Annotated in this window: 18 protein-coding genes; 13 read left to right on the forward strand and 5 right to left on the reverse strand. The window is 68.6% G+C overall.

Annotated elements, in window-relative coordinates; translation table 11 throughout:
• Positions 1–177: 177 nt before the first annotated feature.
• A complete protein-coding gene (locus AC07OA_RS08110; RefSeq protein WP_494663279.1) occupies positions 178–705 on the forward strand; it encodes an RNA polymerase sigma factor in 528 nt (175 codons plus the stop codon).
• Positions 702–1,739: a FecR family protein gene (locus tag AC07OA_RS08115; RefSeq protein ID WP_494663280.1), complete on the forward strand. Its 1,038-nt coding sequence runs from the start codon at positions 702–704 to the stop codon at positions 1,737–1,739. Before AC07OA_RS08110 ends, AC07OA_RS08115 begins: the two co-directional genes overlap by 4 nt.
• A gap of 97 nt (positions 1,740–1,836) precedes the next feature.
• Here AC07OA_RS08115 and AC07OA_RS08120 read toward each other — a convergent pair whose 3' ends face one another.
• Together AC07OA_RS08120 and AC07OA_RS08125 are read right to left on the reverse strand one after the other, a co-directional pair.
• Positions 1,837–2,325 (reverse strand): cupin domain-containing protein, encoded by a 489-nt coding sequence (locus AC07OA_RS08120; protein ID WP_494663281.1) that lies wholly within the window; start codon positions 2,323–2,325, stop codon positions 1,837–1,839.
• Complete coding sequence (locus tag AC07OA_RS08125) at positions 2,322–3,242, reverse strand: alpha/beta fold hydrolase (RefSeq protein WP_494663282.1); 921 nt, start codon at positions 3,240–3,242, stop codon at positions 2,322–2,324. The genes AC07OA_RS08120 and AC07OA_RS08125 overlap by 4 nt, the downstream gene beginning before the upstream one ends.
• A gap of 341 nt (positions 3,243–3,583) precedes the next feature.
• On the opposite strand from AC07OA_RS08125, the gene AC07OA_RS08130 reads away from it, so the two are divergent.
• From AC07OA_RS08130 to AC07OA_RS08150, 5 genes are all read left to right on the forward strand, one after another.
• A complete protein-coding gene (locus tag AC07OA_RS08130; RefSeq protein ID WP_494663283.1) occupies positions 3,584–6,439 on the forward strand; it encodes a TonB-dependent receptor in 2,856 nt (951 codons plus the stop codon).
• Between the two features lie 68 nt (positions 6,440–6,507).
• Positions 6,508–7,146 carry a sulfotransferase family 2 domain-containing protein gene (locus tag AC07OA_RS08135; RefSeq protein ID WP_494663743.1) on the forward strand — a complete coding sequence of 213 codons (639 nt, stop codon included), beginning with the start codon at positions 6,508–6,510 and terminating at the stop codon, positions 7,144–7,146.
• Positions 7,143–7,760: an aspartyl/asparaginyl beta-hydroxylase domain-containing protein gene (locus AC07OA_RS08140; protein ID WP_494663284.1), complete on the forward strand. Its 618-nt coding sequence runs from the start codon at positions 7,143–7,145 to the stop codon at positions 7,758–7,760. Before AC07OA_RS08135 ends, AC07OA_RS08140 begins: the two co-directional genes overlap by 4 nt.
• A complete protein-coding gene (locus tag AC07OA_RS08145) occupies positions 7,757–9,676 on the forward strand; it encodes a tetratricopeptide repeat-containing sulfotransferase family protein (protein ID WP_494663285.1) in 1,920 nt (639 codons plus the stop codon). Before AC07OA_RS08140 ends, AC07OA_RS08145 begins: the two co-directional genes overlap by 4 nt.
• Positions 9,677–9,679: 3 nt before the next feature.
• Positions 9,680–10,627, forward strand: coding sequence for an aspartyl/asparaginyl beta-hydroxylase domain-containing protein (locus AC07OA_RS08150; RefSeq protein ID WP_494663286.1), 948 nt, complete (start codon positions 9,680–9,682; stop codon positions 10,625–10,627).
• On the opposite strand, the gene AC07OA_RS08155 is transcribed toward AC07OA_RS08150, so the two are convergent.
• Entirely contained in the window at positions 10,624–11,199 is a 576-nt protein-coding gene (locus AC07OA_RS08155) for an HD domain-containing protein (RefSeq protein WP_494663287.1), read from the reverse strand. The two genes, AC07OA_RS08150 and AC07OA_RS08155, sit on opposite strands and share 4 nt — an antisense overlap.
• A gap of 49 nt (positions 11,200–11,248) precedes the next feature.
• Entirely contained in the window at positions 11,249–13,381 is a 2,133-nt protein-coding gene (locus AC07OA_RS08160) for a phosphocholine-specific phospholipase C (protein ID WP_494663288.1), read from the reverse strand.
• 182 nt (positions 13,382–13,563) lie between these two features.
• On the opposite strand from AC07OA_RS08160, the gene AC07OA_RS08165 reads away from it, so the two are divergent.
• Together AC07OA_RS08165 and AC07OA_RS08170 are read left to right on the forward strand one after the other, a co-directional pair.
• Positions 13,564–14,283 carry a UTRA domain-containing protein gene (locus AC07OA_RS08165; protein WP_494663289.1) on the forward strand — a complete coding sequence of 240 codons (720 nt, stop codon included), beginning with the start codon at positions 13,564–13,566 and terminating at the stop codon, positions 14,281–14,283.
• Between the two features lie 91 nt (positions 14,284–14,374).
• Positions 14,375–15,688: a DUF5690 family protein gene (locus tag AC07OA_RS08170; RefSeq protein WP_494663290.1), complete on the forward strand. Its 1,314-nt coding sequence runs from the start codon at positions 14,375–14,377 to the stop codon at positions 15,686–15,688.
• Between the two features lie 4 nt (positions 15,689–15,692).
• Here AC07OA_RS08170 and AC07OA_RS08175 read toward each other — a convergent pair whose 3' ends face one another.
• On the reverse strand, positions 15,693–17,801 hold the full coding sequence (locus AC07OA_RS08175) for a phosphocholine-specific phospholipase C (protein ID WP_494663291.1): 2,109 nt from the start codon (positions 17,799–17,801) through the stop codon (positions 15,693–15,695).
• A 128-nt stretch (positions 17,802–17,929) separates the two neighbouring features.
• On the opposite strand from AC07OA_RS08175, the gene AC07OA_RS08180 reads away from it, so the two are divergent.
• The 4 genes from AC07OA_RS08180 (at position 17,930) to AC07OA_RS08195 (ending at position 24,237) form a co-directional block, all read left to right on the forward strand.
• A complete protein-coding gene (locus tag AC07OA_RS08180) occupies positions 17,930–19,681 on the forward strand; it encodes a Ca2+-dependent phosphoinositide-specific phospholipase C (RefSeq protein WP_494663292.1) in 1,752 nt (583 codons plus the stop codon).
• A 131-nt stretch (positions 19,682–19,812) separates the two neighbouring features.
• Positions 19,813–22,590: a TonB-dependent receptor gene (locus AC07OA_RS08185; protein ID WP_494663293.1), complete on the forward strand. Its 2,778-nt coding sequence runs from the start codon at positions 19,813–19,815 to the stop codon at positions 22,588–22,590.
• An 80-nt stretch (positions 22,591–22,670) separates the two neighbouring features.
• Positions 22,671–23,159 (forward strand): RNA polymerase sigma factor, encoded by a 489-nt coding sequence (locus tag AC07OA_RS08190; RefSeq protein ID WP_494663294.1) that lies wholly within the window; start codon positions 22,671–22,673, stop codon positions 23,157–23,159.
• A gap of 76 nt (positions 23,160–23,235) precedes the next feature.
• On the forward strand, positions 23,236–24,237 hold the full coding sequence (locus AC07OA_RS08195; RefSeq protein WP_494663295.1) for a FecR family protein: 1,002 nt from the start codon (positions 23,236–23,238) through the stop codon (positions 24,235–24,237).
• The last annotated feature ends 26 nt before the right edge of the window (positions 24,238–24,263 follow it).

Raw genomic sequence — 24,263 nt, forward strand, 5'->3', positions numbered from 1 at the left:
GGACGGATTTTCCTCATCCCTGGCCGCCCTGTTTTGCGAAGAAATTTTTCTGGTGAGGGTTTTTCGAGAGCCTGCGTTCTGCCTTTCCGGAAGGCCGACGGCGCGCCCCGCTCGAGGGCTGTCGGAAGCCGTGGACAGGGATCGGAGTCTCTGATGGGAATGGCTCCAAGAGGGCTCATGACCGAAGCTGACGACGCCGCCGCGCGCGCAGACGCCTTCGCGCGCCAGGCGGCCGCGATGCGAGGACCCCTGGGCGCCTATTTCCGACGCCGGGTGCGCAACGCCTCGGAGGTGGACGACCTGGTGCAGGAGGTATTTCTGCGCCTGACGGTGCGGGGCACGCCCGACGATACCGACCACGCCAGCGCCTACATTTTCCAGACGGCCGCCAGCGTCCTGGCCGACCGCCATCGCCGCCGCACGGTTCGCCACGCCGACGAGCATGTCGTGCTGGACCCCGACCTGAGCGGCGACCAGGACTTCGACCCCGCTCGCATCTATGCCGGCAAGCAGGCCCTGAACGCGGCGGCCGCCGCTCTGATGACCATGCCGGAACGCACGCGGGCGATCTTCCTGCTGCGCCGGATCGACGGTCTCCGTCACCAGGCCATCGCCACCCAGCTGGGGCTGTCGGTGAGCGCCGTGGAGAAGCATATGGTTCGCGCCATCGAGCACCTGATGGCCCACGCGGGAGACGCCCGATGACCCGCGAGACCCTGACCCCGGCCCAGGCCGCGGCGCGCTGGCTGGCGCGCGAGGACCTGGACCAGTCCCCGCAGCGCGAGAACCTGGCGGCCTGGCTGGCCGAGAGCGAGGAAAACCAGGAGGCCTGGGCCAAGGCCCAGCGGATGTGGGACGTCTTCGACGACGGCGAGGACAGCGACCTGATCGCCGCCATGGCGCGCGCCGCCCGGCAGGCCAGGCCCGAGCCCGTCGCCAGGCCGGTCTGGCCCCAGCTGATCGCCGCCTCGGTCGCGGTGCTGGCGGTTTCGGCGACCTTGCTGGTCGGCGCCAACCGCGACTGGTTCGGTTCTTCCGGCGGTCCGGTCCAGGTCGCGACCAGCGAGGTCGCCTCGCTCACCGCCGTGGGCCGCGCCGACTACGTCACCGGCAAGGGCCAGAAGTCCATCGTCGACCTGCCGGACGGCACCCGCGTGACGCTGGACGTCGACAGCGCGGTCGACGTGGCCTTCGCCAACGGCCGAAGGGATGTGCGCCTGTTGAACGGCCGAGCCTTCTTCGACGTGGCCCATGACCCCGCTCATCCCTTCGCGGTCCAGGCCGCCGGGAGCGTCGTCACGGCCCTGGGCACCCGGTTCGACGTGCGGCTGATGCCGGGCGCGGTGCGGGTGGTGCTGGCCGAGGGCAGCGTGTCGGTCGTCTCGGCGCCGGGCGGTCCGGCCACGCCGCTGGTCAAGCTGACGCCCGGCCAGGCCTTCAACGCCCAGGACGGCGCGGCGGGACAGGTCTCGCCGGCCGACCTGGACGCGGCCCTGGCCTGGACCCAGGGGGTGGTCGAATTCCAGGACCGGCCGCTGTCCGAGGCGGTCGGCCTGATGAACCGCTACACGCGAGCCCAGATCGTCATCAAGGATCCCAAGGTCGCGGCTCTGCGCGTCACCGGCGTGTTCAAGACCGGCGACGTCAAGCGCTTCGGCCGTTCGGTGTCCCAGGTGCTGCCCGTGAAGCTGGTCGAGCGCGACGCCGACACCTACGAGCTGGTCTCGACGGGCCGATAGGCCTGTCGCCCAGATCTCCAGGCCCCGAAGTCTGAACAAAAAGGGAGCAAGGCCGATGGCCCTGCTCCCTAAAGCTTGGAATGAAGAATGTCCGGCGTCAGGGCTTGGGCGTGTCGGCGGCCTCGACATAGTCGGTGCTGGTCGGGCCGACGCCGGAGATGTAGACGACCGCGCCCTCGGCGCCCGTCATGGCGAAGTGCTCGACCTCGGCCGGCTCGCTGTAGAAGCTGCCCGGCGGCAGGGTCTTGACCAGTGCCTCGTCGGCCTTGCGCCCATAGCCAAACCGCCAGACGCCGGCCACGACCACGGCGGTGCGGTCGTCGCGGTGGCTGTGGGCGGCGATGCGGGTGTTGGGCGGGACCCGCAGGGCGATCGTGTACGGACCGGCCCGGGTCGGGTCGCCGTACAGCACCGTAGTGCGGATGCCGACGACGCCAGAGGTCCCGGCCGTGGCGCCGCCCTGGCTCAGGGCGGCGATGTCGGTCGGGGTCAGGCGCAGCAGCCGCTCCTGGGCCGAGGCGGCGCTCGAGAAGGCCAGGGCCGCGACGAGGATCGCGGCGCCGGCGGAGGCGAGACGGCGGCTCACGGCTGGGCGTCCAGGAAGCCGCGCACCAGGGTCACGGTGGCCTTGGGGTTCTCCTCCATGATCCAGTGACCGGAGTCGGGAACCACGCCCTCGGTGACGTCGCTGGCGGCGTAGCGCATGACGGTGGCCATCATCGGCCCGAACGACTTCTCGCCGCCCAGGGCCAGCACCGGCATGTTCAGCTTGCCCTGCGCCACGAAGGCCTTGTTATCGACGGCGTCCTGGTCGAAGGCCGCGAACTGCGAGAAGCCGCCGTGCATGGCGCCGGGCAGGGCGTAGAGCTTGGCGTAGTGCTCGCGCGAGGCCTCGGTGAAGCGGGCCGGGGTGGCCGAGAACTCGTTCCAGAAGCGGTCGAGATAGATCCGCTCGCGGCCGGCCACTAGGCGCTCCATGTCGGGGCCGCCGAACCGGAAGTGCCACAGCAGCGGGTTCTTGAGGATGTCCTCCCACGGCCCGACGCCCGGCAGCGGCGCGTCGATCAGCACGAAGCGGTGGACGCGGTCGCGGTGCTCGGCGGCGAAGGCGTAGCCGACCATGTTGCCGATGTCGTGAGTGACCAGGTCGACCTTGTCGATCTTCAGGGCGTCCAGCACCCCGGCCACGTCCTCGCCCTGGTTCTTCTTGTCGTAGCCGCCCGAGGCGGGCTTGGACGACAGCCCCAGGCCGCGCAGATCGGGCACGACGACGGTGTGGTCCTTGGCGAGGTCCGCGGCCAGCGGCTCCCACATGTCGCCGGTCTCGCCATAGCCGTGCAGCAGCACGACGGCCGGACCCTTGCCGCCCACGCGGACATGGATCGTCACGCCGTTGGTGGCGATCTCCTGGGTCTTGAAGCCGGCGGGGAAGGGTTTGACCTGCGCCAGGGCGGAAGTCGAAAACAACAGGGCCGCCAAGGCGACCGGGGCGAACTTGAGCATGGGCTGTCCTCCGGAGACGGACGCCCGTCGGGACGCCCTCAAAGGGGGAGAACGCAGGTTTTCCGAAAACCCTCACCTGATCGGCGATGTCTAAGTTGTAGTGATTTTTGGTCTGGTCCAGATTGTAGCGAGGCCGGGCGAGACCTGTCGGGGCCTTCGAAACCCGATCCCTATTCGAGGAGGATGTCCTTCCTTGATGCTTCGATGACATCGCCAGTACGGGTCTCGAAGCGACCATCGACGAATTCCCCCTCCACGAGCGGCGACTGTCACGCAGGTGTCGCCGCAAGCTGCTCTAAGCAATCTGGTTCATACCAGATGGGTCCAGGGGGAACACTCACATGTCCAAGCAGCATTCCGTTCGGACCGCGCGTCCGAGCCTCAAGAGCTTTTTGCTGGCCACCGTCGCGACCCTGGTCGCCGGGGCCGCTCCGACGGTCGTGCTCGCGCGGCAGGCCGCCGGCGAGCCGGTCTCGGCCAACCAGGTCGACGAGTTGGTCGTCACCGGCTACCGCAAGTCGCTTAGCGACGCGCGCGACATCAAGCGCGAGTCGGTCATCCAGAAGGACGCCATCGTCGCCGAGGACATGGCCAAGTTCCCGGAGCTGAACCTGGCCGAGTCGCTGCAGCGCCTGCCGGGCGTGCAGATCACCCGCGAGGCGGGGGAGGGGCGGCGCATCTCGCTGCGGGGCCTGGGTCCGGACTTCTCGCGCGTGCAGCTGAACGGCATGGAAGTGCTGGGCAACGTCGACTCCGCCCAGGACAGCCGTGGCCAGCGGTCGCGCGACCGCGCCTTCGACTTCAACATCTTCGCTTCGGAACTGTTCTCGAAGGTCGAGGTCGAGAAGACCTTCGAAGCGGCGCAGAAGGAGGGCGGCATGGCTGGCACGGTCGGCCTGTTCACCGGCAAGCCGTTCGACTATGCGGCCGGCGCCAAGGGCGCGATCTCGATCAAGGCGGGCACCAACCAATATACCAAGGACACCCAGCCGCGCATCGCCGCGCTGTACAGCTATAACTGGGACAACAAGTTCGGCGCCGCGTTCTCGGTGGCCTATGCCCGGCGCAGGACGACGGAGCAGGGCCACAACACCTACAACTACAGCCACCTTGGCGCGACCGACTACACCATCCCCGGCAATCCGCAGGGCGACGCCTATGACCTGGTCGCCGCGGGTCTGGATATCTCGCATCTGAGCGCCGACAAGCGGGCCAGGTTCCTGCAGGGCGACCTGTACTTCGCCGATGGCAACCGCATCTCGTCCTGGGACGCCAAGATGGAGCGCCTGGGCCTGACGGGCGCGCTGCAATGGCGGCCCGTGGACAACCTGCTGCTGACGCTCGACGTGCTGCACAGCGAGTTCACCACCCACCGCGACGAAATGCACCTGGCCACCCGGCCGATCGAGGGCCTGGGCTCGACCACCCTGGAAACCCCGGCCGGCTCGCCCTGGCCGGCCGCCTACCAGACGGGGTCGGTCCTCAACGACTTCACCGTGGACAAGGACGGCTACGTCACCCGAAGCGACGTCAGCAACACGACCTTCGGCAGCGAGCATCGCCGGTCGCTGAACGAAAGCCGCTTCAACCAGGTGGCGCTGACCGGCAAGTGGGAGGCGTCCGATCGCCTGACGATCGACGGCCACGTCGGCTACGAGAAGTCGACCTACAAGACCCCCTATGACGACAAGCTCTACATGCGCGCCAAGGGCAACCTGATCGCCGACTACGGCAGCGACGGGCAGTCGGCCTCGTTCCAGTATCCGGGCTGGGACACCACCAACCCGGCCAACTATGTGATGGACTCGTTCTACTACCGCGGCTTCAACAATGAATCGGAGCTGCAGGAGGGCGTGCTGAACGCGCGCTACGAACTGAGCGACACGCTGACGCTGCGGGCGGGCGTGGCCTACCACAAGTTCACCCAGGGCGGCATCGACCTGTTCTACGACGACAATGTCAACGGGACCCGGTCCAAGATGCGCGGCACGTCGGTCGCCGACGTCACTTCGGTGTTCACCAACAACTTCGGCTCGTGGCTGATCGGCGACTACGCCAAGGCTTTCGCCAAGTACAACGAGTACCACCGTTTCGGACCCAACAAGGACGGAACGGGCGGCGCGCTGCAGGACATCGAAAACGTCTACGAGACCTCGGAAAAGACCACCTCGGAATACGTTCAGCTGGACTGGGACCACGACCTGTTCGGCAAGCGCCTGCGCGGCAATATCGGCCTGCGCGGCTACCAGACCGACACCCACAGCACCGGCTGGATCCAGGGCGACAGCTACGCCTATCTGGGCACGACCGACGTGAAGGGCAGCTATGAAGGCGTGCTTCCGGCCCTGAACACGGTGCTGGAACTGACCCCCGAGGTGCTGGTGCGCTTCTCGGCCACCCAGAACCTGAACCGCCCCGGCCTGGGTTCGATGGCGGCCGAAGGCAACGCGTTCCAGGGCAACGAGACCTGCACCGTTCAGCCCAACGGCCAGAACGACTGCGACATCTCGGTGTATCGCGGCAACCCGAACCTGAAGCCGTACAAGGACACGACGCTGGACCTGTCGGTGGAGTACTACTTCGGCAAGGTGGGCCTGCTGTCGGCCAGCGTGTTCCAGAAGGACATCAAGAACTTCATCACGGCGCCGGAAGTCGACATGGTCTTCAGCGAGACCGGGGTTCCGATCTCCACGCTCCCGAACGCGACGGGCAACGAGATCGTCAAGTTCACGATGCCGATCAACAGCGCCGACAAGGTGAAGCTGACCGGCGTCGAAGTAGCGGCCCAGGCCCAGTTCTCGTTCCTGCCGGCGCCGTTCGACAACCTGGGCGCGGTGGCCAACTACACCTATGTCGACTCCAGCACCGACCTCACCGGTATCTCCAAGACCAGCTACAACGTCACGCTCTACTACGAGACTGATCGTTGGGGTGTCCGGGGTTCGCTGAGCCACCGCACCCGCTGGTACAGCGGCTACAACACCGACGTCATGGACGCCGGCACGCGCGGCTTCGAGGCCTCCACCTATGTGGACGCAGCGGCGTTTTTCAAGATCAACGACAAGCTGGAGCTCTCGCTGGACGGGGTCAATCTGACCAACCAGAAGGACACCCAGTTCTGGGGGCAGAACCGCTACCTCTATAACCAGAACCAGAGCGGTTCGACCTACATGGTCGGGCTCAGCTACAAGTTCTGACATGTAAGCACGGCAGACTGGGCGCCCGCCTCTCTTAGGAGGCGGGCGCTCTTTCCGTGTTCAGCAACATGATCGTTTCCCACCGCCATCGCTTCATCTTCGCCGCCGTGCCCAAGACCGGCACCCACGCCGTGCGGCAAGCCCTGCGCGAGCATCTGAGCGACGGCGACGTCGAGCAGGTCGGGCTGTTCGTCAACAAGCGCTTCCCGTGGGCGGACCTGGCGGCGATCCAGCACGGCCACCTGTCCCTGAGCCAGGTGCGGCCCTATCTCGGCGAGGAGGCCTTCGCCGGCTATTTCAAGTTCGCCTTCGTGCGCAATCCGTTCGACCGCTTCGTCTCGTATTGCGCCTTCATGCTGCGCGGCGGCGACGACTTCCAGCAGCGGCCGCGCGAGGTGATGCGCCACTTCCTCTTCCGGGAGCCGCCGGAGCATCACATCCTGTTCAGACCTCAAGCCTGGCTGCTGGTCGGCGACGACGGCGAGAGCCTGCTGACCGACGGGGTAGGGCGCGTCGAGGACATGCAGGGATCCTATGACGCCCTCTGCGCGCGCATAGGCATTCCTTCTCGTCCGCTGGATCGCATCAACGGCAGCCGGCGCGGCGACTATCGCGAGTACTACGACCAGGCTCTGATCGACGGCGTCGCCGCTCGCTACGCGCGGGACCTGGAGCTGTTCGGCTATACCTTCGAGGGCGTGCGATGAGCGCGCCGACCGCCAATCCTAGCAAGACCGCCGGCGTGCGCAAGCTCGGTCCGGTCGACATCGAGGCGCTGCGCGCGGCGGTGCTGGCGATCCCCGAGGCGGTCTGGGAGGGGGAGAACGCGGGCAAGCCCAATCGCTTCGAAGCGCTGGGCCAAACGCGCCACATCGTCTTCCGTTTCATCGACGGCCCTCGCGACTGGCGCGGTTCGCACGACCGCCCGGCCTGGTTGCAATGGCGCGGCCTACTGGAGCCGGTCATGGCGCGGGCCGTCCGCGACTACGGCTATGCGCGCGGCGTGTTTCCGCGGGTGATGCTGGCCAGAATGCCGCCGGGCGGGGTGATCCATCCCCATGTCGACGCCAACCCCGCGGCGAAGTGGCCGCACAAGATCCATGTGCCGCTGACCACTAATCCCGGCGTGGTCTGCTTCTTCGGCGGGGCCGAGCGCCACTTCCCGCCCGGCGAGGCTGTCGAGGTCGACAATCTCGGACCCCACTGGGTGCGCAACGGCGGCGACACCGACCGTATCCACCTGATCTTCGAGTATTACGACGCCGACCAGCCGGACCCGGACTGGCTGGAGCCGTTTCTGCTGTCGAGCGCGGCGCGGTGAACGCGCCGGCCGCCTTCGCCGATCGCGACGCCTTGCTGCAAGAGGCCAGGGAGCTGCGGGCGCGCCAGCGTGTCCGGGACGCGCTGATCGTGCTCGACCGTCTGCAGGCCGGCCACCCTCGCTTCAGCCGCCTCTACCAGGAGCGCGGCCATTGCCATGTCCTGCTCGGCGACGCCCCGGCCGCCATCGCGGCGTTGCGGGAGGCGGTGGGACTGAACCCGACCCTGCCGGTCAGCTGGGACATGCTGGAGCAACTGCATCGCATGCAGGGCGACACGGTCCAGGCGGCCGTGGCGGCGCGGCATTTGGACATGTTGAGGGGCCTGCCGCCGGAGCTGGTGGTCGCCAACAGCCTGTTCGCCGATGGGGATCTCGGCCCGGCCGAGGAAGCCGTCCGGGCCTATCTGCGCAAGGACGCCGACAACGTGGGCGCCCTGCGCCTGTTGGCGCGCATCCGCCAGGAAAGCGCCGCGCTCGACGAGGCCGAGGCGCTGCTGCGAGCGATGCTGGAGCGCGCGCCGGATTACCACGCCGCGCGTCTCGACTACGCGATGGTGCTGTTGCAGCGCCAGAAGCCGCTGGCGGCTCGGGAGGAGGCCGCGCGCCTGCTGGCGCACGACCCCAACGACCGCGACTATCTCAAGCAGTACGCCGCCGCCTGCGTGGCGCTGGGCGACCACGAGGCGGTGATCGAGCCCTATGCGCGCTTGCTGGCCGCGCTGCCGCCGTTCGGCGCCGAGGTCGCCGACCTGCGCCAGTGGCGGGCCAACGCCCTGAAGGTGGCGGGACGGCGGGAAGAGGCCGTCGCCGACTACCACGCCTCCCTGGCGGCGCGGCCCGACAACGGCGTAGCCTGGTTCGGCCTGGCCAACCTGAAAACCTATCGCTTCACAGACGACGAGGTCGCCCGCATGCAGGCGGCGGAAGCGCGGCCTGATATCCAGGAGATGGACCGCGTCTATCTGTGCTTCGCCCTGGGCAAGGCGTTGGAGGATCGGGGTGAATACGCCGCCTCCTGGCGATACTACGATCAGGGCAATACGGCGCGCCGGGCCGCCGGGCGCTATCGCCCTGATGTGGCGGAGGCCTGCGCCCGCCGCTTGAAGTCGGTGTTCACGCCGGAGTTCTTCGCCGCCCGGGCCGGCTGGGGCGCGGACGACGCGGCGCCGGTCTTCGTCGTCGGGCTGCCGCGTTCGGGCTCGACCCTGATCGAGCAGATCCTGGCGTCCCATTCCCAGGTGGAGGGCACCCAGGAACTGACCGAGATCGACCGCCTGGTCGGCGAGCTTTGCGGCCGTGATTCAGATTGCAGCCTGCCGATGCGCCCGGAGGCGTTGGAGCGCCTGACCGCCGGAGAGGCCCGCGCGCTGGGCGAACGGTTCCTGGCCGAGACCCGGGCCTATCGCCGACTAGGTCGGCCGTTCTTCATCGACAAGATGCCGAACAACTTCTGGCACATCGGCCTGATCCACCTGATTTTGCCCCGGGCCACGATCATCGACGTGCGGCGCGAGCCGATGGCCTGCTGCTTCAGCAACCTCAAGCAACTGTTCGGGACCTCCAACCAGGAATTCACCTACGGCGTCGACGACATGGCCCGGCACTACCGCGCCTATCTCGATCTAATGCGGCACTGGGACCAGGCGCTGCCGGGGCGGGTGCTGCGGGTGGAATACGAGGACGTGGTCGAGGATCTCGACGGGCAGGTGCGTCGCATGTTGGCCCATGTTGGCCTGGACTTCGAGCCGACCTGCCTGGCGTTCCACGAGACCCGCCGTAGCGTACGCACGCCCAGTTCCGAACAGGTGCGCCAGCCCATCGGGCGCGAGGGTCTGGACCAATGGCGTCGCTACGCGCCCTGGCTCGAGCCGCTGCGGGACGCGCTGGGCGACGCCGTGACCGACCGGAGGGCCTAATCCATGCGGCTGTCGCACCCCTTCTTCCAGCTTCCCGTGCTGTTCGACGCCGAACGCCTGAGGGCCGAGGTCTCGGCCCTGCCGCCCGAGGCCTGGGTGTCCCACCCGGACCAGCTGCCCGGCAACAGCGCCGCGCGGCTGATCAGCGCCGGCGGGGCCGAGACGGATTCCGTGCACGGACAGATGGCCCCGACGCCCTGGCTTGAGGCCATGCCCTATCTGCGTCAGGTCCTGGCGGGCTTCGGCGTGGTCTGGAGCCGCTCGCGCCTTATGTGCTTGGCTCCGGGCGCGGGCGTGCCCGAACACGCCGACATCAACTACCACTGGCACACGCGGGTGCGGGTGCATGTGCCGATCTTCACCCAGCCGGCGGTGCGTTTCCATTGCGACGGCCAGTCCGTCCACATGGGGGCGGGCGAGGCCTGGATCTTCGACAACTGGCGCCGGCATCATGTGGAGAACGGAGCCGACGAGCCGCGCATCCATCTGGTGGCCGACACCACCGGCACGGCGGCCTTCTGGCAGTTCGCCTGCGGACAGCCGCCGCCCCGCGACCAGTGGCGCACCATGACTTGGGATCCCAGTCTGGCGTCGGATCTGCTCACCGAGAGCGACCAGCGTTCGCCGGTGATGCCCGCCGCCGAAGTGCAGTGGCTGATCGACGATCTGCGCGCCGAACTGACGGTCGCCGCCGACACTGCCGAGGCCCAGGTGCGCGCTGCGCGGTTCGGCCTGCTGCTGGAGAGCTTTGTGCGCGACTGGCGTCAGCTCTGCGCGCTGCATGGCGTGAGCGGGCGCGGCCGGCCGGAGTTCCTGCGCCTGGCCGGCGCCGTGCACGCCGCCGTCCGGCCGTTGGCCCCAGGCCTGGTCATGCGCACCAACCAGGCCAGCGCGCTGCTGGTGCTGGAAAAGCGCGTGCTGCAGCACCTGGTCGGGGACGAGACTGCTTAGATCTTGCCGGCGCGGTCGATCAGGTCGCGCAATAGCGGGGCGTAGGTTTCGAAGTCCGCCACCTCGGCGTCCGGCGCCTTGCCGGCCTCGTCGTATCCGCGCAGGCGCAGGGCGGCCTGGGCCCAGGGATCGGCCAGGAACGTCTCGATCTCGTCGGGGCTCATAGGCCCGCCCTGCAAGGCCAGGCTCTGCAGCGAGGCCTTGCTGAGACGCGCGAGATAGTCGGGATCCACCGCCACCCGATAGCGCTTGGCGGCCACGTGCAGGCGGATCGGCTCGGTAACCTCGGGACCGAAGGCGCGCGCCAGATAGCCGGCGCTGATCTGTTCGTGGCGGGTGTCGATCCCCCGGTCGGCGGCGTCCTCGCCGGCCTTCTGCATCATATGGCCGACGTCGTGCAGCAGGGCGGCGGCGACCAGCTCGGGCGGTGCGCCGTCCAGCTTGGCGTGATGCGCCGTCTGCACGGCGTGCTCCAGCTGGGTGACGTCCTCGCCGTAGTGCAGGCCGCCCAGGCGGGCGAAGAGGTCGGCGAGTTCGGCCACGAAAGCGTCGGCCGGGGTACGGGAAATCATGAAATGTCCGAGCTGGGCGTGAAATCTGAACAGGTGTCGACGGTGGTCGTCACAGGCGCATGCGCCCGATGCCGGGGTCGGTGCGGCTGGCTCGCCCGGTCTCCAGGTGGCCGGCCAGGCGCTGGATGAAGGCCGGGTCATCGGCCAGGGTCAGGGTCAGGTCGTACCAGTGGTCGCTGCCGCGCAGGTCCCAGACCGAGCGGGCGACGCCCTTGGCCGGCAGCCTCAGGTCGCGGCGGGCCTCGCCTTCCGACAGCGGATAGTCGTCGGCCATGCGCAGGGTGGCGAGGCCCGCGCCCGCCAGACTGATGACCAGGCGCGCACGGGCGTCGGTCGCAATGGTCACGATCGGCTGTGGCCGCGACGTGTCGCCGGCGAAACGGCGGTAGAAGCCGTTCGGACCATGGACGGTCAGATCGTACGGTCCGGGAGGGCGGCTGGGCTTGTTCCAGTGTTCCGCCGCGTACTTGCGGCCGGCCGCCAGGGTGAAGCGCCAGGGGCCGTCACGGTCGGTGTTGTCGAACACCTGGAACACCGCGCCCGTCCGCCCGGCGTTGACCAGGTCGATCCAGAGCTGGCCGTCACGGACCCGGGCGTCGACCGACAACGCGTAGGGCAGGGCGCGCGCCCCGCGCTGCGGACCTTCCTGGGTCGAGGGGCCCTGCGTCTCCGGAATGCGCAGGGTGGGTGCGGCCTTGGAGCGGGCCACGCGCTGCATGTAGTCGGCGGTGGCCGGCAGGGTCAGGGCGGTCCAGTCCTGGTTCGGCGTGGCGAAGTCGAAGGCCGAGGTCAGGTCGCCGCAGACGGCCCGTCGCCAGTCGCTGATATTGTCCTCGCGCACGCCGAAGCGCTTTTCCAGGAACTGGAGGGTCGAGGTGTGGTCGAACACCTCCGAGCAGACGAAGCCGCCCCGGCTCCAGGGCGAGACCACGATGGCCGGTACCCGGATGCCCAGGCCCAGCGGATAGGTCCCCTTGTTGGCGCCTTCCGCGTCGTCGCCATAGTGCTTGGCCTCGCCGGCGACCGACACCGAGCTCCAGCCCTGTTCCGGCGTCAGCGGCGGCATGGGCGGCTGCATGTGGTCGTAGAAGCCGCCGGCCTCGTCGTAATTGACGATGAAGACGGTCTTGGCGAACACCTCGGGGTTGTCGACCAGAGCCTTGATCAACTCGGCGCAGACATGCTCGCCCTTCGAGGGCTCGGCCTGGGGGTGTTCGGAAAGGTCGGCGGCGGTGACGATCCACGACACCTGCGGCAGGCGGTCGGCGGCGACGTCGGCTCGGAAGGCCTCGACCAGTTGAACGCCGTCCGAGCGCTTGCGGTCGGGATCGGCCTTGCCTTCGCCCACCCACGAACGGCCCCGCGCATAGAGTTCGGAGTTCCTGTCGCAAGGGCGGAAGGTCTTGAACACCGACAGGATGTTGTCGCCGAAATTGTCGTACTCCTGGTAGACTTTCCAGCTGACCCCGGCGACCTGCAGGCGCTCGGCATAGGTGGTCCAATCGTGCGGCCCGTGGGCCATGACCTTGTCCTCGGCCATGTCGGCGCTGGGGGTCTCGTCCTCGCCGTAGTTGCTCATCTCCGGATCGCCGCCGACCTTGCCGCCGCCGTTGCAGCCCGTCCACAGGTGCAGGCGGTTCGGATAGGTCTGGGTCAGGGTCGAGCAGTGATAGGCGTCGCAGACCGTGAAGGCGCTGGCCAGGGCGTGATAGAACGGCAGGTCCGAGGCCTTGTAATAGACCATCCGCTTGTGCAGCTCGCCCGAGTGGCCCCACTGGTCGTAGCGGCCGCCGTTGACGATGGTGATCGCCGCCTGGTGTCCCTGGTCCGACCCGTCGACCGTGTAGGCGTTGGTCGCCGAGGCGTCGCCGTGGAAGGGGGCGACGAAACCGTCGGGGTGCTCCTTGCTGGGCTGGCGCCACACCGAGCCGCCGCCGGGCAGGCGCTGTGGACGCGGATCGCCCAGGCCCCGCACCCCGTTCAGCGCCCCGAAATAGTGATCGAACGCGCGGTTCTCCTGCATGAAGATCACCACGTGCTCGACGTCCATGATCGTGCCGGTGCGGTGACGCGCGGGGATGGCCATGGCCTGGCGGACGGTGGCCGGCAGCAGGCCCAGGGCGGCGCTCGCGGTGAGGCCACCGGCGGCGGCCCGCAGCAACGAACGGCGGTCGGTGGTCATGGTTCGACTCCAATTTCGCCATTGGTATAGACCAGATTGCGAGCGCGTTCGGCGAAACTTTCATGAAACCTCGCCCTGGTGCGCGGACGGTCGTCAGTGGTCTGATCCAGTTGCTTGACCCGGCGGGAGGGGGCTTCCATCCTCGCGCCGTGGCGGGATTCGACCGCTGGTCAGGTCGTCCGATGCAGCAGCCCGAGAGTCTCCAATATCTGGGCGTGCGCGACGACATCGCCGCGCGCATCTCGGCGGGCGACCTCAAGGCGGGCGAGCGCCTGCCGTCCGAGCGCCAGCTGCAGGCCGGCGGCGGGGTGGCTCGGGGCACCATCCGCGAGGCCCTGTTCCAGCTGGAAGCCGAGGGCGTGATCTACCGTAAGGACCGCAGCGGCTGGTACGTGTCGCCGCCGCCGGTGGTCTACGACCCCACCCGCTGGGAAGGCTTCATGTCCTATGTCGAGGCGCAGGGGCGGCGGCCGGAGACCGAGACGCTGAGCAAGGTCGAGATCGCCTGCGACGCCATGCTGTCCCAGATCTTTTCGCGCCCCATCGGCGCGCCGATGTACTGGATCCGCCGCCGGCGCTCGATCGACGGCCGGGCCGTGCTGATCGAGAGCATCATCGTCGATGCGTCCGTCGCGCCGGGCGTGATCGAGCACGACCTGGACGGCTCGCTGACCAGCGTCCTGAAGACGGTCTACGGCATCGGCGTGGCGCGCAACAAGGTCGACATGCAGCCCTGCGCCCTGACCCGCGACGAGGCAGAAGCCCTGCGGGTCAAGTCGGGCCTGCCGGGTCTCAGCGTGATCCGCACCTGCTACGACGCCCAGGGGCGGGTGATCGAGTTCGACCGCGAATACTGGCGTCACGACGCCCTGAAGATCAGCGTCGACATCCGCGTGCGCTAGCCTCAGGGCAGGGTGCGCCTTGCGCTCGACGGCGTCATCCGACTGTCGCGGACGTGGTATAGACCAAAACGCTCCATAAGGGGGCGTTCTCATGACATCGGGTGTTCGGCGCGGGCTGGAGCGGGCCAATCCGCTGGCCTTCATCCTGTTCGCGGGCCTGGCCGGCTTCTGCGCCTACTTCTCGATGTACGCCTTCCGCAAGCCGTTCGCGGCGGCGACCTTCGGCGCCGTCGAGGGCTGGGGTTTCGTCCTCGACTACAAGATCGCCTTGGTTCTGGCCCAAGTCGCCGGCTACGCGGCCTCGAAGATGATCGGGGTCAAGGTGATCTCCGAGATCGCGCCCGGACGGCGCGGCGCGGCCATACTGGGGCTGATCGGCTTTTCGTGGTTGGCCCTGCTGGCCTTCGCGGTGGTCCCCGCGCCGTGGAACGTCGCGGCCCTGTTCCTGAACGGCCTGCCGCTGGGCATGATCTGGGGGCTGGTGTTCGGCTACATGGAGGGGCGGCGCACGTCCGAGGTGCTGGGCGCGATCCTCTGCGCCAGCTTCATCCTGTCGTCGGGCATGGTGAAGTCGGTCGGCAAGTGGCTGATGGTCGACCTGCATGTCTCGCCGTTCTGGATGCCGGCCGCGGTGGGCGTGCTGTTCATGCCGCTGCTGGCGATCTCGGTCTGGGCCCTGACCCAGCTGCCGCCGCCCAGCGCCGCCGACGAGGCCGCCCGCGTGCGCCGCCAGCCGATGGACCGCGCCCAGCGCCGGGCCTTCCTGGCCGCCTACGCGCCAGGTGTCGTGCTGCTGGTCCTGGCCTATGTGCTGCTGACCGCCTTGCGCGACTTCCGCGACAACTTCGCCGCCGAGATCTGGGCCGCCCTGGGCTTCGGCGAAGCGTCCGACGTCTTCACCGCCAGCGAACTGCCCGTCGCCGCGATCGCGCTGGTGGTGTTGGGGGCGGTGATGCTGGTCCGAAACAATCTGCGGGCGCTCTTGGTGATGCACGGCGTGATCCTGGCCGGCTTCGCGGTGCTGGGCCTGTCGACCCTGGCGTTCCAGGCCCACATGCTGAGCCCCCTGACCTGGATGATCCTGACCGGGGCGGGCGTCTACATGGCCTACACTCCGTTCAACGCCATGCTGTTCGACCGCATGATCGCCTTCAGCGGCCAGATCGGTACGGCCGGTTTTCTGATCTACGTAGCCGACGCCTCGGGCTACCTGGGCAGCGTCGCCCTGCTGGTCTGGCGCAATTTCGGCGTGCTCCAGCTGGACTGGCTGAGCTTCTTCGTCGCCTGCGCCTACGCCACCAGCGTGGTGGGCGCGGTCTGCACGGTCCTGGCCGGGATTTATTTCCTGCGTCGCCGCCCGGCGGGCGACGTGGAGGTCGCCCAGGCGGAAAGCGCGGCGGCCTAACCGCCTAGGACGGTTGATCCATCAGCGCCTTGCCGCCCATGGCCGGATCGCTGATTGAATCCACGCCCGTCTCCAGCCGTCCGGCCAGCCGGCGCAGATAGCCGTCGGTCTGGATCGACAGGTCGTACCAGCCGCCGGTGGCTTTCACGCTCAGGTCCTTGTCGACTGCGCGCGCGGGCGTCAGCGTCGCTTTCCAGGAACGGACGGCCGTCGCGTAGGCGTTGGGCGTGGCGGCCAGCGTCCTGGCCCGACCACCCGGATTGCGCAGGCTCAGGCCCAGCAGGACCTGGGTCGGAGACGCCGAAACCTTCAAGATCGGGTCCTCGCCGGGAGCGGCGCCGACATAGTGACGGTGGAAGCCGTTGGGACCCAGCACCCACAGGTCGTAGGGGCCGGCCGGCCAGGCGTCGTCGAGCTGCTTGCCGGGCTCGACCGTGTAGCGGCGCGGCGCCTGGTCCAGGCGCAGGCGGTCGTAGACGTGGAACACCGTCGTCTGCCCGCCGTCGTTGGCGAAGGTCAGGGTCAGGCGGCCGTCGCGCGCGCCTTCGTCCACGCGCGGGGCGTAGGGCAGGGCGCGCGAGGGGCGGGGACCGGTCGCCTGGACCGGGACCGCCGGCATGGCTGGGGTCGGCGGCGTGGTGGTGTCCTTCAGCGCCGCGGCGCGGTCGGCCAGGGCCTTGGTGGCGGGCAGGGCCTGGGCGAAGGGGGCGTCGTTCGGGGTCTTGAAGTCGAACGCGGTGGTCAGGTCGCCGCAGACCGCCCGCCGCCACGGCGAGATGTTGGGCTCTTCCACTCCGAACCGCGTCTCCAGGAAGCGGATCACCGAGGTGTGGTCGAAGACATGCGAATTGACCCAGCCGCCCCGGCTCCAGGGCGACAGCACGTAGAGCGGCACCCGGGGACCCAGGCCGTAGGGGCGGCCCATGTATTCGTCGCGCTCGGCCGAGGCCTCGGTGGGATTGCGCACCAGGTGGTATTCGCCGGCGGTGTCGACCGTCGAGCCGCCCAGCAGCGCGCCGTCCGCCGCCTTCGACGGCGCGGCCGGCGGCGGGACGTGGTCGAAGAAGCCGTCGTTCTCGTCGAACATCACCAGCAGCACCGTGCGCGCCCAGACCTTGGGATCGGCCGTCAGGGCGTCGATGACGCGGGCGGTGTAGTCCGCGCCCTGGGCGGGGCTGGACGGGCCCGGGTGTTCGGAGTCGGCGGCGGGGGAGACGATGTAGGACACCTGGGGCAGGGTTCCGGCCAGCACGTCCTCGCGCAGGCCGTCCAGTTCGCGGGTCGAGGTCGCCAGGGCTTTCAGGCGGGGATCGGATCCCGGCAGGTCGGCGTGGCTGTCGCGATAGGCCTTGAAGCCGACAAGGGGGTTGTCGGTGAAGTTGTCGGCCATGTTCTGGTAGATGCGCCAGGTCACGCCGGCCGCCAGCAGCCGTTCGGCATAGGTTGTCCAGCGATAGGGATCGGCCGCCCCGCCGTCGGCCACGAAGCTGTCGTGGCTGTTGGAGATCGACGGTCCGCCCAGCTTGCCGGTCGGCTCGTTCGTGCCGGTCCACAGGAACAGCCGGTTGGTGTTGGTGCCGGTCTGGGTCGAGCAGTGATAGGCGTCGCACAAGGTGAAGGCGTCGGCCATCGCATACTGGAACGGGATGTCCTCACGGCGGTAGTAGCCCATGGTTCGTTCGGTCTTGGCGACCGGCCAGCGGTTCATACGGCCTTCGTTCCAGGCCGCCTGGGCGTCGGACCAGCTGTGCGGCGTGCCCTCGACCCGCATGTGGGCGAAGGTGGCGATGGTGTCGAGCGGGAAGGGCGAGATCAGCGGTGGGCCGCCCTTGCCGGTGTCGTTGACCTGGGTCCAGACCGTCTTGCGGCTCAGGCCCTCGCTGTCGGGCACGGGGATCGGGAAGCGGTCGCCGAAGCCCCGCACGCCGTTCATCACGCCGAAATAGTGATCGAAGGCCCGGTTCTCCTGCATCAGGATCACTACGTGCTCGACGTCCTTGAGCGTGCCGGTGCGCACATCGGCGTCGATGGCGGCGGCCTTGGCGACGGCGGGGGGCAGGGCCAGGGCGGCGGTCGCCGAAAGCAGGAAGGCGCGACGATCGAGGACGGGCATGGGCAATCCGACGGCTCAGGGGATGTCGCTGTCTAGCCGCGCTGGATGACAGTTCGGCCTTCCTGCGGCGCACGACTGTCACAGAACGCCCATAAAGGCTCCCTCCGGTTCATCGGAGAGATCTCACCATGCTGCATCTGCTGTTGCTCCTGGCCGCCGCCGAGCCGAGCGCCGCCGCCGCGCCGCGCATGAACGACATCCTCGCAGTGGGCACCCACAATTCCTACAAGGCGCCGGTTCCGGCCGAGGAGATGGCGGCCATGGTCGCCGCCGCCGGCCCGGGCGCGCTGGGCCTCGACTACGGCCACCGCCCCCTGGCCGAGGAGCTGGACGCCGGCGCCCGCCAGCTGGAGCTGGACGTGGTGCGAGACCCCAAGGGCGGCCGGTTCGCCAAGCCGAAGACGGCGCTGGGCAAGGGCATCGTCCCGACGCCGGCCTGGGCGGCGGCCATGGCCAGGCCGGGCTACAAGGTCTTGCACATGCAGGACGTCGACTTCCGCTCGACCTGCTGGACCTTCGTGGCGTGCCTCACCGAAATCCGGACCTGGTCCAAGGCCCATCCCGACCACGCGCCGATCCTGATCCTGCTGAACGCCAAGGAAGGACCGTCCACCGCGCCCAAGGGCGTGGCGGCCTTGCCCTATGACGAAAAGGCGTTCGACGCGCTGGACGCCGAGATCCGTTCGGTGTTCGCCGAGGCCGAGCTAATCACGCCGGACCAGGTCCAGGGCGCGGCGCCGACCCTGCGCGAAGCCGTGCTGGCCGGCGGCTGGCCCAGCCTGCAGGCGGCGCGGGGCAAGGTCTTCTTCGCCCTCGATGAAAGCCCGGAGAAGGTCGCGGTCTATCGCGGCGGGCGCAAGTCGCTGGAAGGTCGGGCCATGTTCGTCAACACCGACGAGGCCTCGCCGGCGGCGGCCTATCTGACCCTCAACGATCCGATCGGCCAGCGCGAGCGGATCGCCGCCGCCGTGAAGGCCGGGTTCATCGTCCGCACCCGGGCCGACGCCGATACGGTCCAGGCGCGAAGGAACGACGTCTCGATGCGCAGCGCGGCCCTGTCCAGCGGCGCGCAGTACGTCTCGACCGACTATCTGTGGGCCGATCCGCGTTTCCCGGGCGGCTACACCGTGCGCCTGACGGGCGGGGAGGCGGCGACCTGTAATCCGGTGCGCCTGGCCAAGGGCTGCGAGGCGCCGTTCGAGAGCCTGCCCGGCGCGCCGGTCCAGGGGTATCTGAACCCGGACCAGCGTCCGGACCTGACCAAGACCCTGGCCGCTCCGCCGCCGCCGGGCTCGCCGCGCGCGGTCGCCGACGCGGCCATCTTCGATCAGAGCCGCAGCCTCAAGGACAGCCCGCGCTGGCAGCGGGCGACCGACGACGTGGACGGGACCACTTACGAGCATTTCACCGAGGCCTTGGGCGTGAAGATCGATCCGGCTCAGGCCCCGATCTTGACGGCGCTGCTGGAACGCGCCGGCGACGATCGCTCGGTGGTCAGCCTGGCCAAGACCTACTGGGGGACCAAGCGGCCCTATATCGGAAAGCCCGACGCGCCGGTCTGCGAGGCCAAGAGCGACCACCTGACCGGCAATCCCGACTATCCGTCGGGCCACTCGGCCTTCGGCATGCACGTGGCGATGATCCTGGCCGAGCTGGCGCCCAGCCGCGCCGACGCGCTGTACGCTCGCGGCCGCGACTACGCCGAGAGCCGCTGGATCTGCGGTTCGCACACCGTCAGCGCCACCGAGGCCGGCATGCAGTCCGGGGAGACGATCTACGGCGCCGAGCATGTCTCGCCGTACTTCCGTCGCGACATGGAAGCGGCCCGCGCCGAGCTGGACGCGATCCTGGCCAAGGCGACCCCACCGGCCCGGCCGTGAAGTTTTGATGAAATCCGCATCTCGCCGCTGAGGGGCCGTCCGGAGGCGTCGTTGAAGCCGTCGGAGGCGTCGGCCGGGCCACAGGGTCCGGTTCCTCCCGCTGTCGCAACAACGACCTGGGGATATCGCGGATGATCGGACTGAACACGAAAAGCGGCCGCACGCGCCGCATGGCCTGGCTGATGACCAGCTGCGCCGGCATCGGCCTGTTCGCCGCGACGGGCGCCCACGCCCAGGCGGCGCCGGCTCCGCAGGCCGACACCGTCGAGGAGGTGGTCGTCACCGGCAGCTACGCCCGCAGCCTGCAGAAGGCCGTGGACATGAAGCGCGACACCATCGGCTTCTCGGACTCGATCGTGGCCACCGACGTCGCCAACTTCCCCGAGCAGAACCTGGCCGAGGCGCTGCAGCGCATGCCCGGCGTGACCATCGAGCGCAACAAGGGCCTGGGCGGCCGGGTCAGCGTTCGCGGCCTGCCCAGCGAGTTCACCTTCGTCACCATCAACAACCTGGCCACGGCCTCGGGCAGCGGCGGCCGCGACGTCGAGTTCGACATCTTCGCCTCGGAAATCATCCAGCAGGTGACGGTGCAGAAGTCGCCGCGCGCCGCGGACGAGGAAGGCGGCATCGCCGGCGCCATCAACATCTCCACCGCCCGTCCGTTCGACTACAACAGCCGCAAGCTGGTGGCCTCGGCCGAGGGCGCCTATAACTCGATCTCCGAAAAGGCCGACCCGAAGGTCTCGTTCCTGGCCAGCGACACCTGGGGTGACTGGGGCGGTCTGGTGTCGTTCTCGGCCGCGCGCCGCACCAACCGCACCGACTCCAACTCGGGCATCAACTTCCGCCCGATGTTCCGCTTCCTGGAAGCGGGCGGCACGCGCGCCTCGCAGGCCGCCGCCGTCCTGGCCCGCGACGCCGGCGTCATCGTGCAGAGCAACACCAACCGCAACGAGACCGGCCGGATCATCTTCCAGGACAAGGTCGGCGACCGCGCCTATCTGAACACCCAGGACCAGTGGGGCGGCACCGTCTCCCTGCAGTACAAGCCCTCGGCCAATTTCGACGTGGCCTTCGACGCCATGCTGGGCGGTTACGACTCCACCGAGGACCAGTACGACGCGGCCGCCTATTCGGCCTCGAGCCGCAGCACGCTGGAGACCATCCACGAGTACGATAAGGACACCCTGTCCGAGTACGGCATGGTCGTCCTGCGCGACGTCTCCTACACCGCCACCCAGCACGAGATGCTCAGCAAGGAGCAGATCAACAAGACCGACTACGCCCAGTTCGGCACCGAGCTGAACTGGCGCGGCGAGACCTGGAAGCTGCACGGCCTGGCCGGCTATTCGGGCGCCGAGAAGACGCTGGACTACTCCAACCTCAAGCACGTGGCCTACGCCCCGTCGCGCACCCGCTGGACGGCCGATGGCGGCGAGACGGTCAAGAGCGCCAACCCGGCCTCGATCGACATGTACAACTCGCCGTCGCGGTACCTGTTCGAGGCCTATGAGACGACCCTCGAGAAGATCTCGGACGACAAGTACGCCGCCCAGGTCGACTACACCAAGGAGTTCAGCCTAGGCTTCTTCCCGGCGCTGAAGACTATCCAGGTCGGCGCGCGCTATACCGACAAGTCCAAGGAGCGCAAGTACGGCGCCTTGAACATCCAGGGGCCGACCGCCGGCAGCACCGCCTGGCTCAACACCCGCACCATGGCCGACAGCCCGCTGACCCCGATCGGCGACCTGGTGCCCGGCGGCGACTACACCGTGCGCGACATCACCTGGAGCCAGATCTCCGACGACTATGCGCGCAAGACCTTCCGCTACGCCGGCTTCGTCACGCCGTTCACGCCGGGCGACTTCTACAAGGTGACCGAAGAGGTCACGAGCCTCTACGCCATGGCCGATCTCGGCTTCGACGTGGGCCCGGTGCCGGTGGCGATCAACGGCGGCGTCCGCTACGTGGACACCTCGATCACCTCGTCGGGCTACCACCAGATCCAGACCCCGACCGGCGGCACGACCTACACCCCCGAGCCGGTGTCCAGCGACGGCAGCTACAATAAGCTGCTGCCCAGCCTGAACTTCACCGCCGACATCACAGACAGCATCGTGCTGCGCGCGGCGGCGTCCAAGACCCTGATGCGTCCGGCCCTGACGGACCTGGCCTACAAGCGCACGGCCAGCTGGAACTCGTTCCGCTTCACTGACGGCAACCCGAACCTGAAGCCGACCTTCGCCGAGCAGTGGGAAGTGGGCCTGGAGAAGTACCTGCCCGAGGGCGGCCTGCTGGCCGCGTCGTACTTCAAGAAGAAGATCCAGGGCGTCGTCCGCCAGGCCCTGACCGGCACGGTGAAGAACGTCACCAAGTACAACGCCAACGGCAGCATCGACGGCGTCTACGACTTCGACGTCTACCAGCCGGTCAACGCCGCGGGCTCCTACGACGTCGACGGCGTCGAGCTGGTGGCCATCGTGCCGTTCGGCCTCCTCTGGGAGCCGGCCAAGGGCTTCGGCGTCAACGCCAACTACACGATCCTGGACAGCTCGCTGACGGGCCAGTCGATCATCGGCATCCCGACCCCGCCGGTGGGCCTGGCCGACAAGGCCTACAACGTCACCCTCTACTACGAGAACGACCGCTTCCAGGCGCGTGTGTCCTATAACTACAAGGACAAGTACGTCGAAGGCATCGGCTACGAGATGTACCCCATCTGGCGCAGCGGCTACGGCCAGACCGACATGTCGGTCAGCTATAATCTGAGCGACCAGATCCAGCTCAGCCTGGAAGGGATCAACATCACCGACGAGGTGACCAAGGGCTACACGATGGATCCGTCCTTCCCGACCATGTACGAAAAGTCGGGACGGCGCTTCACGCTCGGCCTGCGGATGAACTTCTGAGCCCGCTGGACGTCATCACCGGTCGCGCTCCTCCCTTCATCGGGGGGAGCGCTTCCGCGCGACCGCAGAAGGGGAGCGGCATGTCGGGGCTGCGCGCCGAACTCGTCGCTTTCCTGCAGCGTCGCGGCCAGGCGCTGGAGGACGCCGAGGACATCGTCCAGGAGACCTTCGCGCGCTTCCACCGGGCCGGGCACGATATCGGCCAGATGGATGCGCGGCCGCTGCTGTTCGCAATCGCCAAGAACCTCCTGAAAGACCACTGGAAACAGGCCAATCGCGAGCGCGCCCGCACGCTCTGGCTCGACAATGACGACACCACCGTCGCCTGGGAGCGCGCGCCCAGCGAGGAGCCGGGGGCCGACCGGCGCTCCATCGCCCGCCAGGACCTGGCCGAGATCGCCGCCGCCATCCGCGACCTGCCGCCCCGCTGCCGCGAAGCCTTCCTGCTGCATCGCTTCGAGGATTTCAGCTATCGCCAGATCGCCGACCGCCTGGGCGTGTCGGTCAGCATGGTGGAAAAGCACCTGGCCGAGGCGCTACGACGGCTCAAATCCGTGCGGGGGACCTGAGGTGTTCGGCTTCGTGGTCGTTGAGAACGGTGGGCGGCTCGCGCCCCGGTCTGTTGGGAAGGCTTGATCCGCCAAGATGTTCGCTCGTTTCGTCGCCCTGTTCGAACCCCGGCCGCGCACCGCGGAGGCGTGGGTCGTGCGCCTGGGGCGACCGACCGTTTCGCGTTCGACCCTGGCGGCGTTCTCCGACTGGCTGTCGGCTGACCCCGGCAATCTCGCCGACTACGAGGCGGCCAAGGGGTTGCTGCGCGATCTGCGCGACCTGCGCGGCGAATTCGTGGGCGAGTTGAACCTGATCCCGGCGGCGTCGAAAGCGCGGTCGCGCCGGCCCGCGACGGGCTGGTCGCCGATGGCCTTGGCCGGGGCCGTGGCGGCCGGCGTCCTAGTCGCCGCGATCACGCCGACCCTCTGGACCCGCCTGTCCGACCCGCTGTCGGGCGCGACGACCTATTCGACGCAGGTTGGCGAAATCCGCGACGTGGCCCTGGCCGACGGCTCGGTCGTCACCCTGGACACCGCCACGACCTTGCGCGCCAAGGTCGATGGCCGCGTGCGCCAGCTGTCGCTGGACAAGGGCGCGGCCTATTTCGCGGTCGCCCATGACAAGGCCCATCCGTTCCAGGTGGCCCTGGCCGACCGCCAGGTCGTGGTCACGGGCACCCACTTCGCCACCACCCTTCGCGATGGCCGCGCGCGCGTCGAACTGCTGGAAGGCTCGGTGGAGGTCGCTCGGCCGAATGCGCCGGACGCGACCGTGCGCCTGAAGCCCGGCGATCAAATCTCCTACCAGGCCGGCGGCGATGTGCGTCGCGAGGCGCGGATCGATCCCGAGCAGGCCGTGGCCTGGCGCCAGCGCCGGCTGGTGTTCCAGGACGCGGACCTGTCGCACGTGTTGACCGAGCTGGGCCGCTACACCCAGGTGCGCATCCGCCTGGCCGATCCGGCCCTGGGCCACAAGCGCGTGACGGCCATGTTGCCCCTGGAAGGCAGCGGCTCGGTGATCGATCGCGCCGGCAAGGTGCTGCCGGTGACGTTGACCCGCACCGGCGCCAACGAGGTGACGGCGGCGGCGCGCTAAGGCCGCGCTTTTCGCGAGTCTGTCAC

The organism is Caulobacter sp. GW821-FHT09B08, assembly GCF_059418225.1.

Excerpts from the sequence above, each read along its gene's own strand:
- AC07OA_RS08110 (WP_494663279.1), top strand. The coding sequence starts at position 178 with ATGACCGAAGCTGACGACGCCGCCGCGCGCGCAGACGCCTTCGCGCGC.
- AC07OA_RS08115 (WP_494663280.1), top strand. The coding sequence starts at position 702 with ATGACCCGCGAGACCCTGACCCCGGCCCAGGCCGCGGCGCGCTGGCTG.
- AC07OA_RS08125 (WP_494663282.1), bottom strand. The coding sequence starts at position 3,242 with ATGCTCAAGTTCGCCCCGGTCGCCTTGGCGGCCCTGTTGTTTTCGACT.
- AC07OA_RS08130 (WP_494663283.1), top strand. The coding sequence starts at position 3,584 with ATGTCCAAGCAGCATTCCGTTCGGACCGCGCGTCCGAGCCTCAAGAGC.
- AC07OA_RS08135 (WP_494663743.1), top strand. The coding sequence starts at position 6,508 with ATGATCGTTTCCCACCGCCATCGCTTCATCTTCGCCGCCGTGCCCAAG.
- AC07OA_RS08140 (WP_494663284.1), top strand. The coding sequence starts at position 7,143 with ATGAGCGCGCCGACCGCCAATCCTAGCAAGACCGCCGGCGTGCGCAAG.
- AC07OA_RS08150 (WP_494663286.1), top strand. The coding sequence starts at position 9,680 with ATGCGGCTGTCGCACCCCTTCTTCCAGCTTCCCGTGCTGTTCGACGCC.
- AC07OA_RS08155 (WP_494663287.1), bottom strand. The coding sequence starts at position 11,199 with ATGATTTCCCGTACCCCGGCCGACGCTTTCGTGGCCGAACTCGCCGAC.
- AC07OA_RS08160 (WP_494663288.1), bottom strand. The coding sequence starts at position 13,381 with ATGACCACCGACCGCCGTTCGTTGCTGCGGGCCGCCGCCGGTGGCCTC.
- AC07OA_RS08165 (WP_494663289.1), top strand. The coding sequence starts at position 13,564 with ATGCAGCAGCCCGAGAGTCTCCAATATCTGGGCGTGCGCGACGACATC.
- AC07OA_RS08170 (WP_494663290.1), top strand. The coding sequence starts at position 14,375 with ATGACATCGGGTGTTCGGCGCGGGCTGGAGCGGGCCAATCCGCTGGCC.
- AC07OA_RS08175 (WP_494663291.1), bottom strand. The coding sequence starts at position 17,801 with ATGCCCGTCCTCGATCGTCGCGCCTTCCTGCTTTCGGCGACCGCCGCC.
- AC07OA_RS08180 (WP_494663292.1), top strand. The coding sequence starts at position 17,930 with ATGCTGCATCTGCTGTTGCTCCTGGCCGCCGCCGAGCCGAGCGCCGCC.
- AC07OA_RS08185 (WP_494663293.1), top strand. The coding sequence starts at position 19,813 with ATGATCGGACTGAACACGAAAAGCGGCCGCACGCGCCGCATGGCCTGG.
- AC07OA_RS08190 (WP_494663294.1), top strand. The coding sequence starts at position 22,671 with ATGTCGGGGCTGCGCGCCGAACTCGTCGCTTTCCTGCAGCGTCGCGGC.
- AC07OA_RS08195 (WP_494663295.1), top strand. The coding sequence starts at position 23,236 with ATGTTCGCTCGTTTCGTCGCCCTGTTCGAACCCCGGCCGCGCACCGCG.